This is a genomic window from Streptomyces sp. NPDC127038 (genome assembly GCF_042725875.1).
In the GTDB taxonomy this organism is placed as follows: Bacteria; Actinomycetota; Actinomycetes; order Streptomycetales; family Streptomycetaceae; genus Streptomyces.
The window spans coordinates 60,736-75,960 of the sequence record NZ_JBHXDQ010000046.1; the positions used below are offsets into that span (position 1 = coordinate 60,736).

The 15,225-nt window shown below is 71.3% G+C and carries 12 protein-coding genes and 1 tRNA gene; 9 read left to right on the forward strand and 4 right to left on the reverse strand.

Annotated elements, in window-relative coordinates; all coding sequences use genetic code 11:
- Window positions 1-14: 14 nt before the first annotated feature.
- A complete protein-coding gene (locus ACFWI4_RS27470; RefSeq protein ID WP_081223519.1) occupies window positions 15-203 on the forward strand; it encodes a DUF5703 family protein in 189 nt (62 codons plus the stop codon).
- 205 nt (window positions 204-408) lie between these two features.
- Here ACFWI4_RS27470 and ACFWI4_RS27475 read toward each other — a convergent pair whose 3' ends face one another.
- From ACFWI4_RS27475 to ACFWI4_RS27485, 3 genes are all read right to left on the reverse strand, one after another.
- On the reverse strand, window positions 409-1,410 hold the full coding sequence (locus ACFWI4_RS27475) for a chaplin (RefSeq protein ID WP_387201186.1): 1,002 nt from the start codon (window positions 1,408-1,410) through the stop codon (window positions 409-411).
- Between the two features lie 169 nt (window positions 1,411-1,579).
- A complete protein-coding gene (chpH, locus tag ACFWI4_RS27480; protein ID WP_339128361.1) occupies window positions 1,580-1,813 on the reverse strand; it encodes a chaplin ChpH in 234 nt (77 codons plus the stop codon).
- Window positions 1,814-2,086: 273 nt separating this feature from the next.
- Entirely contained in the window at window positions 2,087-3,412 is a 1,326-nt protein-coding gene (locus ACFWI4_RS27485; protein WP_387201189.1) for a M20/M25/M40 family metallo-hydrolase, read from the reverse strand.
- A 186-nt stretch (window positions 3,413-3,598) separates the two neighbouring features.
- On the opposite strand from ACFWI4_RS27485, the gene ACFWI4_RS27490 reads away from it, so the two are divergent.
- The 6 genes from ACFWI4_RS27490 (at window position 3,599) to ACFWI4_RS27515 (ending at window position 12,180) form a co-directional block, all read left to right on the forward strand.
- Window positions 3,599-3,686 (forward strand) — tRNA-Leu (locus ACFWI4_RS27490).
- 428 nt (window positions 3,687-4,114) lie between these two features.
- Window positions 4,115-5,056, forward strand: a complete 942-nt coding sequence (locus ACFWI4_RS27495; protein WP_387201213.1) for a glycoside hydrolase family 11 protein — start codon at window positions 4,115-4,117, stop codon at window positions 5,054-5,056.
- Window positions 5,057-5,091: 35 nt separating this feature from the next.
- Entirely contained in the window at window positions 5,092-6,087 is a 996-nt protein-coding gene (locus ACFWI4_RS27500) for a polysaccharide deacetylase family protein (RefSeq protein WP_387201192.1), read from the forward strand.
- A gap of 338 nt (window positions 6,088-6,425) precedes the next feature.
- Window positions 6,426-10,301: a Pls/PosA family non-ribosomal peptide synthetase gene (locus ACFWI4_RS27505; protein WP_387201195.1), complete on the forward strand. Its 3,876-nt coding sequence runs from the start codon at window positions 6,426-6,428 to the stop codon at window positions 10,299-10,301.
- Window positions 10,302-10,373: 72 nt separating this feature from the next.
- On the forward strand, window positions 10,374-11,801 hold the full coding sequence (locus tag ACFWI4_RS27510) for a M1 family metallopeptidase (protein WP_387201198.1): 1,428 nt from the start codon (window positions 10,374-10,376) through the stop codon (window positions 11,799-11,801).
- Window positions 11,802-11,805: 4 nt separating this feature from the next.
- Window positions 11,806-12,180 carry a YchJ family protein gene (locus ACFWI4_RS27515; protein WP_387201201.1) on the forward strand — a complete coding sequence of 125 codons (375 nt, stop codon included), beginning with the start codon at window positions 11,806-11,808 and terminating at the stop codon, window positions 12,178-12,180.
- 58 nt (window positions 12,181-12,238) lie between these two features.
- On the opposite strand, the gene ACFWI4_RS27520 is transcribed toward ACFWI4_RS27515, so the two are convergent.
- On the reverse strand, window positions 12,239-12,940 hold the full coding sequence (locus tag ACFWI4_RS27520; protein ID WP_387201204.1) for a FadR/GntR family transcriptional regulator: 702 nt from the start codon (window positions 12,938-12,940) through the stop codon (window positions 12,239-12,241).
- 130 nt (window positions 12,941-13,070) lie between these two features.
- Between ACFWI4_RS27520 and ACFWI4_RS27525 the strand changes: the two genes are divergently transcribed.
- Both ACFWI4_RS27525 and ACFWI4_RS27530 read left to right on the forward strand, forming a co-directional pair.
- Window positions 13,071-13,598, forward strand: coding sequence for a gluconokinase (locus ACFWI4_RS27525; RefSeq protein ID WP_387201207.1), 528 nt, complete (start codon window positions 13,071-13,073; stop codon window positions 13,596-13,598).
- Window positions 13,599-13,754: 156 nt separating this feature from the next.
- A complete protein-coding gene (locus ACFWI4_RS27530; RefSeq protein WP_387201210.1) occupies window positions 13,755-15,152 on the forward strand; it encodes a GntP family permease in 1,398 nt (465 codons plus the stop codon).
- Window positions 15,153-15,225 lie beyond the last annotated feature (73 nt).

Here is a 15,225-nt window from a genome sequence, read left to right on the forward strand (position 1 = left end):
GCACAATAGATGCGATGCCGGAATACGAATTTGTCGACGTGTACGTACCTCGCGGGGTCTCCCGCAAGGAGACGACACGTCTGCTGACGGACCATGCCGAGTACGGACACTGGGAGTTGGACCGCCTGAGCCTGCTCCGTGACGGCAGCCGCAGAGTGCGGTTGCGCCGACGGATCATCCGCCAGGTACGCGCCACGTGGTGACGGACGGCCGCTGAGGCCGTTGCGGGCCCCGTCGTCGCGGGGCCCGCACCGTCACGCACGTCACGGAGCGGGCCGTGGTACCCCGGTCGCGGCCGTGCCGCACGGCGATCACGGCTGCGCGCTCCGCGTCGTCATCGGGTCGTCCTCACGCCTCACGTCCCGATGCGATCATCGCACCGCTTGCGTCACGCCGGGTCGTACCGCGTCACGCCGCGGCGCGCGCCCGGCGGTAGAGCACGGCACCGGCCAGCAGCGCGGCGGCTCCCGCCGGTACGACCGCGCCGACCGGCAGGTCGCTTCCCGTGTGGGCCAGCTGCGCCGCGCTGTCCACGGCCGGGGTCCGCACGACGGCCCGCGCGCCCGGCCGGCCGACCTGCACGACACCGCTCCGGTGCTTGCCGCCGCCCGAGGTGGAGGTGCCGGGGTGCCCGGGGGTACCGGGCTGAGCCGGCGTCCCGGGGGTGCCAGGGGTTCCGGGAGTGCCGGGCCGACCGGGGGTTCCGGGCGTGCCGGGGTGACCAGGGTGTCCCGGGTGACCAGGGTGTCCGGGGTGTCCAGGCTCGCCCGGGTGTCCGGGATGACCGGGGTGACCGGGGTGTCCCGGGTGCTCGCAGTCGCCGTGGTGACCCGGGTGTCCGGGGTGGCCGGGGTGTCCCGGGTGGCCGGGCTCACCGGGGTGCCCCGGGTGCCCAGGCTGGCCGGGGTGACCCGGATGCCCGGGCCGGCCGGGGTGTCCGGGGTGGTGCGTCTCGTGGCCGCCGGTGGGCGTGCCGTTGGCGCAGCTGTCGCCCGCCGCCGCGTTGCCGATCCCCACGACGTTCACGCTGTTGCCGCAGGCGTTGACCGGGACGTCGACCGGAACCTGTACGTGGTTGCCGGAGCCCACCCCCGGCGAGTGGGCGGTGCCGCCGCCGGCCCGTGAGCCGCCGCCCGAGCCGGTCCCCCGGTGGTCGGACGAACCGCCGCCGTGGTTGACACAGGTGTTGCCCATCGCCGGGTTGAGCAGCCCGACCACGTTCACGGTGTTTCCGCAGACGTTGACCGGAACGTGCACCGGAGCCTGCACCGTGTTGCCCGACAGCACGCCGGGAGAGTCCGACGCGGAGCCGATCGCGCCCGAGTCGGCGTGTGCGGAGACGGCGGTGACCGCGAGTACACCACCGGCCGCCGCCACGGTCATCAGGCCCTTGCGGGTGACCTGTCGCATAGCTGAATCCCTGTCTTGAGTCCTTGGGACGTGGACCAACAGTCCTTGGGACGTGGACCATCGAGAGCACGCGCGCGCCACATGACGTGCGCGGGAAGCCGGTCGGCCCCGGAGCGCATGGCGCGCACTCCGGGGCGGACGGCTCAGACCTTCACGAAGAGGCGCAACGTCAGTGGTTGAAGCAGGTGTTGCCGAAGGCGGGGTTCAGCAGCCCGATCACGGAGATCGTGTTGCCGCAGACGTTCACGGGAACGTGGACGGGAACCTGAACGACGTTGCCGGAGGCGACGCCCGGGGAACCCACAGCGGCACCCTGCGCACCGGAGTCGGCGACGGCCAGACCCGCACCCGCGAGAACGAGACCACTCGTGGCGACAGCGGCGGCGACGATCTTCTTGATCATTATTCCTCCTGGTAGGCAAATGCGGTCCAAAGCAGCGGATCGCAACACCTGTAACGAGGAGGGAGTAGTAGAGCTATGGGCTTATGGTCGCATTCACCCGTCCCGGGCGATCTCCGCACGCCCGGGCGAATGGCGGCGTCAACACGCCGCACCGGTACGTCAACACGGCGTACCGGCCCGGCGGCACGGCGTACCGGCCCAGCGGCGTACCGGCCCGGCGGCACGGCAGCGCGGCCCGGCGGTACGGGGCCGGTGCGTGCCGCCGGCGGCACGTCACGAAGCGTCGATGAACCGGTCGAGCACGCGGACGCCGAACTGGAGCGCGTCCACCGGCACCCGCTCGTCGACACCGTGGAACATGCCCGCGAAGTCCAGCTCCGGGGGCAGCTTCAGCGGCGCGAAGCCGAAGCAGCGGATGCCGAGGTCGGCGAAGGACTTGGCGTCGGTGCCGGCCGAGAGCATGTAGGGCACGGCACGCGCGATCGGGTCCTCGGCCGAGAGCGCGACCTGCATGGCGTCGACGAGGGCGCCGTCGAAGCCGGTCTCCAGGGCCTTGTCCGCGTGGACGTCCTCGCGCTTGACCCGGGGGCCGAGGATCCGGTCCAGGTCGGCGAGGAACTCCTCCTCGTAGCCCGGCAGATACCGCCCGTCGACATGCGCGGTGGCCTGCCCGGGAATGACGTTGACCTTGTACCCGGCGCCCAGCTGGGTCGGGTTGGCGGTGTTCTGGAGGGAGGCGCCGATGAGCTTGGCGATGCCGCCGAGCTTGGCGAGCGTCTCGTCCATGTTCTCCGGGTCGAGCTCCGTGCCCAGCGCGTCGCCGAGCTCGTCGAGGAAGTGCCGCAGGGTCTTCGTGACGCGCACCGGGAACTTGTGCCGGCCGAGCCGTCCGACGGCCTCGGACAGTTCGGTGATGGCGTTGTCCTTGTGGATCATCGAACCGTGCCCGGCGGTGCCGTCCACGGTCAGCTTCATCCAGTGCATGCCCTTCTGCGCGGTCTCCACGAGATACAGCCGCAGCTTCTCGTTGACCGTGAAGGAGAACCCGCCGACCTCGCCGATCGCCTCGGTGACGCCGTCGAAGAGGTCCGGGTGCTTGTCGACCAGGTGCCGGGCGCCGTACGTGCCGCCCGCCTCCTCGTCCGCGAGGAAGGCCAGGACGATGTCACGCGGGGGCTTGCGGCCGCTACGCATCCGCTCCCGTACGACCGCCAGCGTCATGGCGTCCATGTCCTTCATGTCGACCGCGCCACGGCCCCAGACCATCCCGTCGGCGATCTCGCCCGAGAACGGGTCGTGGGTCCAGTCCGCCGCGTTGGCCGGTACGACGTCGGTGTGGCCGTGGATGAGCAGCGCGGGCCGCGACGGGTCCTCACCCTCGATACGGGCCACCGTCGAGGCACGCCCCTGGTGCGACTCGAAGATCTGCGGCTCCAGGCCGACCTCGGCGAGCTTCTCGGCGACGTACTCCGCGGCCTTGCGCTCACCGGGGCCCGAGTGGTCCCCGTAGTTGCTGGTGTCGATCCGGATCAGCTCACGACAGAGGTCCACGACCTCGTCCTCGCCCGTGACGTTCCTGGTCGTGCCGCTCTCGCTCACGCCGCTTCCTCCCGCTGTGGCCGCTGGTGGTCCTCCTCATCCTCCCCCCGACCGGCCTCCGGCCCCAAGGGCGGGCCTCTCCTGTCACGCGTCTTTCACGCCACGAGGGGGGTGATCGGGGACTCTCGAAAGCCTGGTAATGTTTCACCTGTCGCCGCGAGGGAAACCCCGCGCGACAGACACCTTGTCCGGGTGGCGGAATGGCAGACGCGCTAGCTTGAGGTGCTAGTGCCCTTTATCGGGCGTGGGGGTTCAAGTCCCCCCTCGGACACCAGCAGGACCCCACTTCGGTGGGGTCTTTTGCGTTTCCGGGTGCGGTGCACCCGGCGGATCCGACCTCGACTTCCTCCGAACCATTCGGGAAGTCTTCGAAACTTTCGAAAACATCTCGCCCCACATTGATCTTGACAGGCGACCCCTCGGTGACCGGCCCTTGTCGAGCGAGGCGAACGACCCCACTGAACAGGCATGACACTCTCTCGCGATCCCATGGAGTGCGACGAATGTTTCGCCCATCGCGTCGAAAGTATTGACACTTGACAGGGCCAGTTCAACACTGTTCGCGATTCACAGCGCGCCACCTCACGAGAACGAGGAGGAAGAACGCACATGACCGACGCATCCGCACACCCGTCGCGCGTTCGTAGCGGTCGTTCAGGGACGTTCCGCCACGTCAGGCTGCTCATCAGCGGTGTCTGCACCATGCTGCTGGTCGCCGTGGCGGCGATGACGCTGCCCGGCACCGCCCTGGCGGACACGGTCGTCACCTCGAACCAGACCGGGACGAACAACGGGTACTACTACTCGTTCTGGACAGACAGCCCCGGAACGGTGTCCATGAACCTGGGCTCCGGCGGCACCTACGGCACCACGTGGAGCAACACCGGCAACTTCGTCGCCGGCAAGGGCTGGAGCAACGGCGGACGAAGGAGTGTCAGTTACTCCGGCACCTTCAACCCGTCCGGCAACGCCTACCTGTCCCTCTACGGATGGACGTCCAACCCGCTCGTCGAGTACTACATCGTCGACAACTGGGGCACCTACCGGCCCACCGGGACGCTCATGGGCACCGTCACCAGCGACGGCGGCACCTACGACATCTACAAGACGACCCGGACCAACGCCCCCTCCGTCGAGGGCACCCGCACCTTCGACCAGTACTGGAGCGTCCGCCAGTCGAAGCGGACCGGCGGGACCATCACGACCGGGAACCACTTCGACGCCTGGGCCCGCGCCGGAATGAACCTGGGCAGCTTCAACTACTACATGATCCTCGCCACCGAGGGTTACCAGAGCAGCGGGAACTCCAGCATCACCCTCGGCGACGCCGGATCGGGCGGCGGGTCCGGAGGCGGCACCGGTGGCGGAGGGGGCTCCGGCGGGTGCGCCGCGACCCTGTCCGCCGGACAGCAGTGGAGCGACCGCTACAACCTCAACGTGGCCGTCACCGGCTCCAGCAACTGGACCGTGACGATGAACGTGCCGTCGCCGGCGAAGATCCTCTCGACCTGGAACATCAGCGCGAGCTATCCCAGCGCCCAGGTCCTCACCGCCAAGCCCAACGGCAGCGGCAACAACTTCGGCGTCACCGTCCAGGCCAACGGCAACTGGACCTGGCCCACGGTCTCCTGCACCGCGAGCTGACCCCCGCCCCCCACCAGGCCGAAGGAGAACTTCGCATGAGATTCCGCACCGGAACCGGACGACTCGGCCCGTTACGCACGCTCGTCACGGGACTGGCCGTCGTGGCGACGGCCGCCGCGGGCACCCTCGCCCTCGGCTCCGCACCGGCACAGGCCGCGACCTGCAACGGGTACGTCGGACTCACCTTCGACGACGGACCCTCCAGCACCACGCCGACCCTGCTCAACGCCCTCAGGCAGAACGGGCTGCGGGCCACCATGTTCAACGAGGGCCAGTACGCGGCGTCCAACCCCGCCCAGGTACGGGCCCAGGTCGACGCCGGCATGTGGGTGGGCAACCACAGCTACACCCATCCGCATCTCACCCAGGAGAGCCAGGCGCAGATCGACTCGGAGATCTCCCGGACCCAGCAGGCCATCGCCGCCGCCGGCGGCGGGACGCCGAAGCTGTTCCGTCCGCCGTACGGGGAGACCAACGCGACGCTGAAGGCGGTCGAGGCCCAGTACGGGCTGACCGAGATCATCTGGGACGTCGACTCGCAGGACTGGAACGGCGCGAGCACCGACGCGATCGTGCAGGCGGCCGGCCGGCTCACCAGCGGCCAGATCATCCTCATGCACGACTGGCCGGCGAACACGATCGCCGCGATCCCGCGCATCGCGCAGGGACTGGCCTCGCGCGGCCTGTGCGCCGGGATGATCTCCCCGGCGACCGGCCGTGCCGTGGCCCCCGACGGCGGCGGCACCGGTGGCGGGGGCGGCTCCGGCGGGTGCACCGCCACGCTGTCCGCCGGACAGCAGTGGAGCGACCGCTACAACCTCAACGTCACGGTCACCGGCTCCAGCAACTGGACCGTGACCATGAACGTGCCCGCTCCCGAGAAGATCCTCTCGACCTGGAACATCAGCGCGAGCTACCCCAGCGCCCAGGTCCTGACGGCCAGGCCCAACGGCAGCGGCAACACCTTCGGCGTCACCGTCCAGACCAACGGCACCTGGACCTGGCCCACGGTCTCCTGCGCCACGGGCTGACCCGGCCGGACCGCCCCGGGGAACGACGCCGCTCAGCGTCACCCGGAACGGCGAGCGAGGGTCCCGATCACCGGATCGGGGCCCTCGCTCGCTGTGTTCACGGGATTACGGAAAGATGTGGGGCAGATCTCGTCACGCTGACATGTTCCCACGTCACAGCGCTGGCGGAGGAGCCCGGAAGACCCCCTGCGGACCGCTCCGCATCGCTGATCCGCAGGTCCGAAGCTAGCGTCGTACTAAAATTGCAGGCTTGTTCGGAGCTGGACCGGAATATCCCCAGGCGTACCTGCGGGCCCACCGGCTCCCCGGAGCATCCGGGAACAACACGTGAGGACCCGATGGCAGCCCTCCAGCAGAGCCCCGCACTCGCGTTGTCCGACGACGAGGTGCGGGCGGAGTTCGGTGACCAGGCGCGTTTCTCCGCCTCCTCCGCCGCCTCCCCGCGCACGCTCGTCGACATCCTCGACGCCTCCGTACGGGCGTACCCGGACGAGCCCGCCCTCGACGACGGCCGGCGCGCCCTCACGTACCGCGCCCTGGCCGCCGAGGTGGACGCCATGCGCTCGCGGCTCGCGGCGGCCGGGGTCGGTCTCGGCGACCGGGTCGGCATCCGGGTCCCGTCCGGCACGAACGAGCTGTACGTGGCGATCCTCGGCGTCCTCGCGGCCGGGGCCGCCTATGTCCCGGTGGACGCCGAGGACCCCGACGAGCGGGCCGAGCTGGTCTTCTCCGAGGCCGGGGTGCGCGCGGTCGTCGGCGCGGGACACGAACTGACCGTCACCGGCCGCTCCGAGGTCCCGGCCGGGCGGCCGAGCGTCGAACACGACGCCTGGATCATCTTCACCTCCGGTTCCACCGGAAAGCCCAAGGGCGTGGCCGTGAGCCACCGCAGCGCCGCCGCCTTCGTGGACGCCGAGGCGAGCCTGTTCCTGACCGAGGAGCCGATCGGCCCGGGTGACCGGGTCATGGCGGGCCTGTCCGTCGCCTTCGACGCCTCCTGCGAGGAGATGTGGCTCGCCTGGCGGTACGGGGCCTGTCTGGTGCCCGTCCCCCGCTCCCAGGTGCGCAGCGGCGCCGACCTCGGCCCCTGGCTGGTCGAGCAGGAGATCACCGTCGTCTCCACCGTGCCCACGCTGGCCGCGCTGTGGGAGCCCGAGACCCTGAACGAGGTACGGCTGCTGATCTTCGGCGGCGAGGCATGCCCGCCCGAGCTGACCCAGCGCCTGGTGACCGAGGGCCGCGAGGTGTGGAACACCTACGGGCCGACCGAGGCGACCGTGGTGGCCTGTGCCTCGCTGCTGACCGGCGAGGAGCCCATCCGGATCGGGCTGCCGCTGAACGGCTGGGAGCTGGCGGTCGTGGACGAGGCCGGCGAGCCGGTGCCGATGGGCGGCAGTGGCCAGCTGGTGATCGGCGGGGTCGGGCTGGCCCGCTATCTCGACGCGGAGAAGGACGCCGAGAAGTACGCGCCGCTCGCCTCCCTGGGCTGGGAGCGGGCGTACCGCAGCGGTGACCTGGTCAAGGCCGAACCCGAGGGGCTGATCTTCCTCGGGCGGGCCGACGAGCAGATCAAGCTCGGCGGACGCCGGATCGAACTCGGCGAGGTGGACGCGGCGCTCCAGGCGCTGCCCGGGGTCGCGGGCGCCGCGGCCGCCGTACGGACCGCGCGCGGCGGCAATCAGCTGCTGGTCGGCTATGTCGTCACCCAGGACGGCTGGGACCAGGCCGCAGCCGTCGAGAAGCTGCGCGCCGAACTGCCCGCCGCGCTGGTCCCGCTGATCGCGCCGGTCGGTGACCTGCCGACGCGGACGTCGGGCAAGGTCGACCGGAACGCTCTGCCCTGGCCGCTGGAGGGGCTGGAGACCGGCGGTGCCAAGGAGGAGCTGTACGGCACCGAGGCCTGGCTCGCCGAGCAGTGGAGCGAGGTCCTGGGCATCCCCGTCGGGAGCGCGGGCGACGACTTCTTCGCGATCGGCGGCTCCAGTCTGGCGGCCGCCCAGCTCACCACGCGGCTGCGCGCCCGTTACCCGAGCGCCGCCGTGCTCGACATCTACCAGCAGCCCGTGCTGCGCAAGCTGGCCCGGCATCTGGAGAGATCGGGCCAGGACGACGGGGCGGAGCGCGTGATCGCGCCGGTCCCGCTGCGCGCCAAGCTGGTCCAGCTGCTGATCCTGGTCCCGCTGTTCGCCCTGCTCGGGCTGCGCTGGACGGTGGCGCTGGCCGCGCTCGGCAACGTACTGCACCTGTTCGGCCCGTACCCGTGGGCGCCGGGCGCCTCGTGGTGGCTGGTGGGCGCCGGCGCTCTGGTCCTGTACAGCCCGCCGGGACGGCTCGCCGTCGCGGCGGGCGGCGCGCGGCTGCTGCTGCGCGGGGTGAGGGCCGGCCGGTACCCGCGCGGCGGGAGCGTCCATCTGCGGCTGTGGACGGCCGAGCGGCTCGCCGCGTTCAGTGGCGCGACCTCGCTGACCGGGTCCTGGCTGGAGCGGTACGCCCGTGCGCTGGGCGCCCGGATCGGTCCGGACGTGGACCTGCACTCGCTGCCGCCGGTGACCGGCATGCTCAAGATGGGCCGGGGTGCCGCCGTCGAGTCGGAGGTGGACCTGTCGGGGTACTGGCTGGACGGTGACCGGCTGGAGATCGGCGCGGTGAAGGTGGGCGCCGGTGCCGTGGTCGGGACGCGCAGCATCCTGTTCCCCGGGTCGCGGGTGGGCAAGCGGGCCGAGGTGGCGCCGGGTTCCGCCGTGACCGGGCAGATCCCGACCGGGCAGCGCTGGGCGGGCGCGCCCGCGGTCAAGCTGGGCAAGGCCAAGCGCGCCTGGCCGAAGGACCGGCCGCAGCGGGGCACGTACTGGCGGGCCATGTACGGCGCGACCGGGCTCGGGCTGAGCGCGCTGCCGGTGCTGGCGGCCGTCGCGGCGCTGCTGGTGGCCCGGGTGTTCGTGGGCGCGGACGCCGGGCTCGGCGCGGCGCTCCGCGGTGCGGCGCTCGCCCTGGTTCCGGCGACGCTCGCGTTCGGCCTCGCGTACGCGCTGCTGCTCCTGGTCTCCGTACGGCTGCTGAGTCTCGGGCTGCACGAGGGCACGCATCCCACGCACAGCCGGATCGGCTGGCAGGCGTGGACGGTCACACAGCTGATGGACCGCTCGCGGGAGACGCTGTTCCCGCTGTACGCCGGGCTGATCACGCCGGTGTGGCTGCGGCTGCTCGGGATGCGGATCGGCCGGGGCGCGGAGGTCTCGACCGTGCTGGCGCTGCCGAGTCTGACGACGGTCGGCGACGGCGCGTTCCTCGCGGACGACACGCTGACGGCTCCGTACGAGCTCGGTGGCGGCTGGATGCGGATCGGCCGGGCCGAGATCGGGCGCCGGGCGTTCCTCGGCAACTCCGGGATGACCGCCCCGGGCCGCAGCGTGCCGGACGGGGGTCTGGTCGGGGTGCTGTCTGCGACGCCGAAGAAGGCGAAGAAGGGCAGCTCGTATCTGGGGCTGCCGCCGATGAAGCTGCCGCGTGCGGCGCAGGGCGGCGACCAGAGCCGTACGTACGAGCCGTCGGCCCGGCTGCTGTGGGCGCGTGGACTGGTGGAGCTGTGCCGGCTGGTGCCGGTGTTCTGTTCGGCGGCGCTGGCCGTGCTGACGGTCGCCGCGCTGTGCGCGCTCGGGCCGTGGGCGTGGGCGTTCGCGGGTGTGGTGCTGCTGACCGCGGGCGTGCTCGCGTGTGTGGTGTCCGTCGTGGCGAAGTGGGTGCTGGTGGGCCGGCACCGCGCCGGTGAGCACCCGCTGTGGAGCGGTTTCGTGTGGCGCAACGAGCTGGCCGACACCTTCGTGGAGGTCGTCGCCGTGCCGTGGCTGGCGGGGTCCGTGCCCGGTACGCCGCTGATGACGGCGTGGCTGCGGGGGCTCGGCGCCAGGATCGGCCGGGGTACGTGGGTGGAGAGTTACTGGCTTCCCGAGACGGACCTGGTGACGCTGGGCGACGCGGTCACGGTCAACCGGGGCTGTGTGCTCCAGACCCACCTCTTCCACGACCGGATCTTGCGGACGGATACTGTGGACCTCCGTGAGGGCGCCACTCTGGGTCCGGGCGGAATCGTCCTGCCCGGCAGCACCGTCGGGGCCCGTTCCACCCTGGGTCCCGCGTCGCTGGTGATGGCGGCGGAGTCCGTTCCCGACGACACCCGCTGGCTGGGCAACCCGATCGAGGCCTGGCGTTCGTAGCGGATTCGACCTGATCGGACACGAAGGGCGGTACAGCGGCAGTCGAGCACAGGGCAGGGAGCAGTCGCAGCAGTGAGCGTTCAGCAGACAGCGGGACCGGACCCCTATTTCCCGGCCAACGGAGATCCCCGTTACCGGGTGCACCGGTACGAGCTCGCGCTGGACTACCGCCCCGGCCCGAACCGGCTGTCCGGCACCGCGCGGATCAACGCCATAGCGGGCCGTTCCGCGCTGACCGAGTTCCAGCTGAACCTGGCCGACTTCCGGATCGGCCGGGTCCGTGTCGACGGCAAGGCGCCGCACTACACGCACCGGGGCGGCAGGCTGCGGATCCGTCCGCCGAAGCCGCTGCGGGCCGGTGCCGCTTTCACCGTCGAGGTGCACTGGTCGGGCAACCCCAAGCCGGTGAGCAGCCCCTGGGGCGGGCTCGGCTGGGAGGAGCTGGAGGACGGTGCGCTGGTGGCGAGCCAGCCGGTCGGGTCTCCGTCCTGGTATCCGTGCAACGACCGGCCGGCCGACAAGGCCGCCTACCAGATCTCGGTCACCACGCCGTCCGCGTACGCGGTGGTGGCCGGCGGGCGTCTGCTGACGCGGACGACGAAGGCGTCGACGACGACCTGGGTGTACGAGCAGCCCGCTCCGACCTCCAGCTATCTGGTGGGCCTGTCGATCGGCAAGTACCAGACGGTGCTGCTCGGCGATCCGGGCCTCGGGGGCGTACCGCAGTCGGGGTACCTGCCCGCGCAGCTGCTCCCGGAGTTCTCCCGGGACTTCGCTCGGCAGCCCGCGATGATGGAGCTGTTCCAGGACCTGTTCGGGCCGTATCCGTTCGGCGAGTACGCGGTGGTGGTGACCGAGGAGGAGCTCGACGTCCCGGTCGAGGCGCAGGGGCTCTCGCTGTTCGGCGCCAACCATGTGGACGGGGCGCGGGGTTCCGAGCGGCTGATCGCGCACGAGCTGGCGCACCAGTGGTTCGGCAACAGTGTGACCATCGCTGACTGGCGGCACATCTGGCTGAACGAGGGGCTCGCGAAGTACGCGGAATGGCTCTGGTCGGAACGTTCCGGCGGGCGCCCGGCCCGTCAGCTGGCCGCCGCCGCGCACCGGAAGCTGGCCGCGCTGCCGCAGGATCTGCTGCTGTCGGACCCGGGCCGCAAGCTGATGTTCGACGACCGGCTCTATCAGCGCGGCGGGCTCGTGGTGCACGCGATCCGCTGCGCGCTGGGCGACGAGGCGTTCTTCCGCATGCTGCGCGGCTGGGCGGCGCTGCACCGGGGCGGCACGGTCACCACGTCCGTCTTCACCGCGCACGTCTCGCGCTACGCGGCCGAGCCGCTGGACGAGCTGTTCGCGGCGTGGCTGTACGGGACGGCGCTGCCGCCGCTGCCGGAGGCCGCCCCGCAGCCGCCGGAGGCCGGGCCGCGGTTCCCGGCCCGGCCCGCCTATCCGCCCACGTATCCGCCGCCCGGCGCGGACTCGGCCAGGGTCCGGGGAGAGTGACACGATGACCAGCCGTTCCTGCCCCTGCGGGCTCCCCGATCCGTACGCGCGCTGCTGCGGGCGCTTCCATCGCGGTGAGGCCGCGGCGCCGACCGCCGAGGCGCTCATGCGGTCGCGTTACTGCGCCTTCGTGAAGGAGGACGAGGGGTACCTGCTGCGCACCTGGCATCCGCGGACGCGGCCCCCTCGGGTGGAGTTCGACCCGGGGATGCGGTGGAGCGGTCTGGAGATCCTGGACACGGGCCAGGGCTCGGCGTTCCACACCACGGGGACCGTGACGTTCCGGGCGTCCTACCGGGGCGGTTCGCTGCACGAGCGGAGCCGGTTCGAGCGGGTGGACGGGGCCTGGGTGTACCTGGACGGGGAGTTCCTCGACTGAGCCCCGTCCGGGCGCCGGGCGGGCGCGGACGCGCCGGCCCACGGTCGCCCGCACCGGGTCAGGGGGCGAGGACGTCCAGTTCCTGGAGCGCGCCGGCCGTGATCTCCCGGGTGAGCCGCTCGGCGCGCGGGGCGTCGCCCTCGCGGACGGCCTCGGCGAGCTGGACGTGCAGGGTGACGGCGGCGGGGTCGGGGTCCTCGAACATGACGTCGTGATGGGTGCGGCCGGACAGGACCTCGGCGACGACGTCCCCGAGGCGGGCGAACATCTCGTTGCCCGACGCCCTGAGGATCACCCGGTGGAACGCGACGTCGTGGACCAGATAGCGCTCCAGTTGCTGCCCGCGTGAGGTGGCGACCATGCCGAGCGCGCAGGCGGTGAGCTCCGCGCACTGCTCGGCGGTGGCGTTCGCCGCGGCCAGTCCCGCGGCGACGGGTTCGATCGCCGAGCGCAGGACGGTGAGGGAACGCAGCTGGTGGGGACGGTCGGCGCCGGCCAGCCGCCAGCGGATGACCTGGGGGTCGTAGACGTTCCACTCGGACTTGGGGCGGACCGTCACGCCCACCCGGCGGCGGGACTCGACCAGGTACATGGATTCGAGCACCCGGACCGCCTCGCGCATCACGGAGCGGGACACCTCGAAGCGCTGGGCGAGTTCGTCGGTGCGTAGCACGCTCCCCGGCGGGTAGTCGCCCGCCGTGATGGCCGGCCCGAGGGACTCCAGTACCTGTCCGTGCAGCCCCCGGTCCCGTGTGCTCATGGGGTCAGGGTACGAGGCGGACGTCACGATTAAAAAGTCAGACTTATACGTCACACACTCTTGAATTTGTCGTACCTAATGCGTTTCAGTGGCGTCGACATCAGATGTCGACGAAGACAGCGAGAGCGTGATGCAGCACAGTCCCACCCCCCATGTCGTCGTGGTCATGGGCGTCGCAGGCACCGGGAAGACCACCATCGGTCCGCTGCTCGCGGCGCGGCTCGGCGTTCCGTACGCCGAGGGCGACGACTTCCACCCGCAGGCCAACATCGCCAAGATGTCGGCCGGGACGCCGCTGACCGACGAGGACCGGTGGCCGTGGCTGGACGCGATCGGGCACTGGGCGCACGGCCGGGCCGGACTCGGCGGAGTGGTCAGCAGCTCGGCGCTCAAGCGCGTCTACCGGGACCGGCTGCGCGCGGCCGCGCCCGGGGTCGTCTTCGTGCATCTCACCGGTGACCGTGAGCTCATCGAGAACCGGATGTCCCACCGCAAGGGGCACTTCATGCCCACGGCGCTCCTGGACTCGCAGTTCGCCACGCTCCAGCCGCTGGCTGCGGACGAGGCGGGCGTCGACGTGGACGTGTCGGGCGAGCCCGCCGAGATCACCGAGCGGGCCGTGACGGCGCTCGCCGCCCTCGAAGCGCCCCGCCCCTAACACCCCCGCCCCGGCACCCGCTCGGCGCCCGGGGCCCGGTCCGGCACCCCCGCACCGCACCACCGCACACCTCGTACCCGTACCCGTGACAACGCTGTCGCCTGCGGCAGCGCGCACCACCTTCCCCGCGTCCGTTTCTCAAGCAAGGGAACAACCGTGACCAGACTCAGTGTCGAGATGCTGGCAGCGGACACCGTCGAACCGATCACCTCGGCGGGCCACGCTCAACTGGGCATAGCCGTGCTGGCGGGCATCGCCGTCATCGTCCTGCTCATCACGAAGTTCAAGCTGCACGCCTTTCTCGCCCTGACCATCGGCTCGCTGGCCCTCGGCGCGTTCGCCGGTGCCCCGCTCGACAAGGTCATCGTCAGTTTCACCACCGGACTCGGCTCGACCGTGGCCGGTGTGGGTGTCCTGATCGCCCTCGGCGCGATCCTCGGCAAGCTGCTCGCCGACTCGGGCGGCGCCGACCAGATCGTCGACACGATCCTCGCCAAGGCGGGCGGTCGCGCCATGCCCTGGGCGATGGTGCTGATCGCCTCGGTGATCGGACTGCCGCTGTTCTTCGAGGTCGGCATCGTGCTGCTGATCCCCGTGGTCCTGATGGTCGCCAAGCGCGGCAACTACTCGCTGATGCGGATCGGCATCCCGGCGCTCGCGGGCCTTTCGGTGATGCACGGTCTGATCCCGCCGCACCCCGGTCCGCTGGTCGCGATCGACGCGGTCCACGCGAACCTCGGCATCACGCTCGCCCTCGGCGTCCTGGTCGCGATCCCGACGGTGATCGTCGCCGGGCCGGTGTTCTCCCGGTACGCGGCCCGCTGGGTGGACGTCCAGGCCCCCGACCGGATGGTCCCGGCGCGCGCCTCGGAGGACCTGGAGAAGCGTCCGAGCTTCGGCGCGACCCTCGCGACCATGCTGCTGCCGGTGGTGCTGATGCTGGCCAAGGCGCTGGTGGACATCGTCGTCGACGACCCGGCGAACATGACCCAGCGTGTCTTCGACGTCGTCGGGGCGCCCCTGATCGCGCTGCTCGCGGCCGTGATCGTGGGCATGTTCACGCTGGGCCGGGCGGCCGGCTTCACCCGGGACCGCATCTCGACGACCGTCGAGAAGTCCCTGGCGCCCATCGCGGGCATCCTGCTCATCGTCGGCGCGGGCGGCGGCTTCAAGCAGACGCTGATCGACTCCGGTGTGGGCCAGATGATCCTGGAGATCTCCAAGGACTGGTCGATCCCCGCGCTGCTGCTGGCCTGGCTGATCGCGGTGGCGATCCGGCTCGCGACCGGTTCGGCGACCGTCGCGACGATCTCGGCGGCCGGTCTGGTCGCACCCCTCGCGGCCGACATGTCGACCACCCACACGTCCCTGCTCGTCCTCGCGATCGGCGCGGGCTCGCTGTTCTTCAGCCATGTCAACGACGCCGGCTTCTGGCTGGTGAAGGAGTACTTCGGCCTGGACGTCGGCCAGACGGTGAAGACCTGGTCCGTCATGGAGACGATCATCTCGGTGATGGCCGGAGGACTCGTGCTGCTGCTGTCCCTCGTGCTGTAGGACCGCCGTGCCCCGGCCGTTCCTGACCCGGCCGGGACGGCGAACGGGCCGTGGCGAGAACCTGTACCGGTTC